We start from the raw sequence: 3,139 nt of genomic DNA on the forward strand, positions 1-3,139 counted from the left end.
CACCGCGTCCCTGTTCCCCCCGCGCGCGTCCGCGCCCTCCCACGAGGTGAGCTGGTGCTGACAGCCTGGCTCCTGCTCCTCGCGTTCCTCTTCCTGGTCCTCGCCAACGCCCTGTTCGTGGCCGTGGAGTTCGCGTTCCTCACGGTGGACCGGCAGGCCGTCCAGCGGGCCGAACAAGCCGGTGACAAGCGCGCCGCGACCATCGAGGAGAGTCTCCGCAAGACCTCCACGAACCTCTCCGGTGCCCAGCTGGGCATCACCGTCACGAGCCTGATGACCGGTTTCCTCACCGGGCCCAGCCTGGGCACCCTCTTCACGGAGGGCCTCGGCTGGACGGGCGTTCCCGACGCCGCCGCGGTGGGCATCGCCACGACCGTCGCCTTCGTCGTGGCAACCTTCACCCAGATGGTCTTCGGCGAACTGGTGCCCAAGAACTGGGCCATTGCGGACCCGATGCGGGTGACCCACGTGGTCGTGCTGCCCCAGAAGATCTTCATGGTGGTCTTCGGGTGGCTCGTGGCCATGCTCAACAGCTCCGCCAATGCCGTGCTGCGGGTGCTGGGCTTCACCCCCACCGAGGACGTGGCCAACGCCCGCACCGCCGAGGAACTGGCGTCCGTGGTGAGCCGCTCCGGGCGGGAGGGAACACTGGACGCGAGCACCGCGGAGCTCGTGGCCCGCTCCATCGAGTTCGGGGACCGAACGGCCGCGGACGTCATGCGGCCTCGCCCCCGGGTCACCTTCCTGGACGCGGACGACACCGTGGAGCACATGCTGCTCACGGCCTCCGAGACCGGGCACTCCCGTTTCCCCGTGACCGGGGAGTCCGTGGACGACATCGTGGGCGTGGTGCACTACACCCACGCCCTGGCGGTGCCCTTCGACGAGCGTGCCGTGGTGCGCGTGAGCGACGTGTGCGTGCCGGCCGACGTGGTCTCCGAGTCCATGACCCTGGACCCCCTCATGCGCCAGCTGCGCGTGAAAGGCCTGCAGCTGGCCGTGGTGGTGGACGAGTACGGCGGCACCGCCGGCATCGTCACCCTGGAGGACCTGATCGAGGAGATCGTGGGCGAGATCGACGACGAGCAGGACACCCGCGTGCAGCGTTTCCGCCGCACCCGGGACGGCGGTCTCGTGGTCTCGGGCCTGCTGCGCCCGGACGAACTGGGTGACGTGCTGCGCGTGGACATGCCCGAGGGCGAGGAGTCCGACACCCTCGGCGGTCTCATGGCCGAGGAGCTGGACCGGCTGCCGCAGGTGGGGGACACCCTCACCGTGGAGGCCGTGGACCACTACCACCGGGACGAGGACGACCTCCCCACCAAGGCGGAGATCCGCCTGGACGTGATGCGCATGGACCAGCACCGGGTGGACCGCATCCTGGTGCACCGCGTGGGTGGCAACCCGGACGAGCGGGGCGGGTCCACGACGTCGACCTCCTGGCAGCCGCCGGGACGCCCCGACCCGCTGGGCGGGGACGGCCGGGAGCCCGAGACCGCGGAGGAGTTCCGCGTGTCCCAGGGGGACCGCACGGGAGCTCCGGGCTTCCACCGCGACGAGGACGTGTCCGAGGAAGACCCGAGTGAGGAGCAGCGATGACCACGAGCACCGCCATCATCGTGCTGGTCCTGCTGCTGGCCGGCAACGCGTTCTTCGTGGCGAGCGAGTTCGCCGTGGTCTCGGCCCGCCGGGACCAGCTGGAGCCGCTGGCCGCTGAGGGCTCGAGCTCCGCGAAGTACGCCCTGAAGGGCATCGAGAACGTCTCCACGTCCCTGGCCGCCACGCAGCTGGGGATCACGGCGTGCTCCCTGCTGATCGGCGCCGTGGGTGAGCCCGCGATCGCGCACCTGATCGAGGTGCCCATGCACTGGCTGGGCGTTCCCGAGGCGCTCATGCACCCCATTGCCCTGGTGATCGCCCTGCTGGTCGTCACGTTCCTGCACATGATCCTGGGCGAGATGGTGCCCAAGAACATCGCGATCGCCGTGCCCAGCCGGGTGGCCCAGGTGCTGGGCCCCGTGCTGCACGGGTTCGTGGTGGTGTTCCGCCCGTTCATCTGGATCATGAACGAGAGCGCCAACCACCTGGTGCGCTGGCTGTTCCGGGTGGAGCCCAAGGACGAGGTGGCCTCCGCGTTCACCTCGGACGACGTCCGCGGGTTCGTGGCCGAGTCCGGCCGCGAGGGCCTGCTGGACAAGGACGAGATCCGGCTGCTCACCGGCGCCCTGAACTTCGAGAACAAGACCGCCGCGGACGTGGCCCTGCCGCTGACCGGGATGCGCACCGTGCCCTCGGACATCACGGTCTCCGGGGTGGAGCTGCTGTGCGCGGAGACCGGCTACTCGCGGTTCCCCGTGCGGGACAAGGACGAGCGGCTCATGGGCTACCTCCACGCCAAGGACGTGCTGGGCCTGCCGGAGACCGCCCGCGAGCGCCCCGTCCCCCCGGCCATCGTGCGCCGCTTCGCGCGTGTGGCCCCGGGGGACAAGCTGCGCAAGGTCACCCGCACCATGCAGGCCAGGGGTGCGCACTTCGCCCTCCTGGGCGAGGTGGCCCGTGATTCCCGCACCTCGGACGAGTCCGTGTTCATCGTGGCCCTCGAGGACGTCCTGGAGGAGCTCGTGGGCGAGGTCCGCGACGCCACCAGCAAACCCGATCAGGAGAGTGCCGCATGAGCCCCCGGAAGCTGTACCGCACCGCCGCCACCGCAGAGGCCGTCACCTGGACGCTGCTGATCCTGGGGATGCTGGCCAAGTACGTCCTCCACGCCGGTGACCTGCCGGTGCGGGTGGGCGGCGGGATCCACGGTTTCGTGTTCCTGAGCTACTGCGTGGCCACCGTGGTGGTCTGGACGGACCGCCGCTGGCCCGCCGGCACCGGTGTGCTGGGACTCGTGCTCTCGGTGGTCCCGTTCGCCACGGTCCCCTTCGAGCGGCACGTGGAGCGCCGGGGACTGCTCTCGGACGCGTGGCGCGTGGCTCCCGCGGGCACCCTCCCCACGCACGACGACGCCGCACGGCCGGCTTCCGCAGCCACCTCGCCGCAGCGCGGGGCCGGGGCCGCGGCGGTGCCCGGCGAGGAGGCGACGGGGACCGGGGGCACGGCGGCGCCGGCCTCCGTGGCGGGAGGGGGGACCGGG

3 protein-coding genes are annotated in these 3,139 nt (G+C 71.3%); all 3 read left to right on the forward strand.

Annotated elements, in window-relative coordinates; all coding sequences use genetic code 11:
* Positions 1-54 precede the first annotated feature (54 nt).
* On the forward strand, positions 55-1,599 hold the full coding sequence (locus CWC38_RS11370) for a hemolysin family protein (protein ID WP_121846832.1): 1,545 nt from the start codon (positions 55-57) through the stop codon (positions 1,597-1,599).
* Complete coding sequence (locus CWC38_RS11375; protein WP_121846833.1) at positions 1,596-2,675, forward strand: hemolysin family protein; 1,080 nt, start codon at positions 1,596-1,598, stop codon at positions 2,673-2,675. The genes CWC38_RS11370 and CWC38_RS11375 overlap by 4 nt, the downstream gene beginning before the upstream one ends.
* The coding region (locus CWC38_RS11380) for a DUF3817 domain-containing protein (RefSeq protein WP_240625247.1) at positions 2,672-3,139 on the forward strand (468 nt) is incomplete at its 3' end. The genes CWC38_RS11375 and CWC38_RS11380, both read left to right, overlap by 4 nt.

This window comes from Kocuria tytonicola (assembly GCF_003687455.1).
In the GTDB taxonomy this organism is placed as follows: Bacteria; Actinomycetota; Actinomycetes; order Actinomycetales; family Micrococcaceae; genus Kocuria; species Kocuria tytonicola.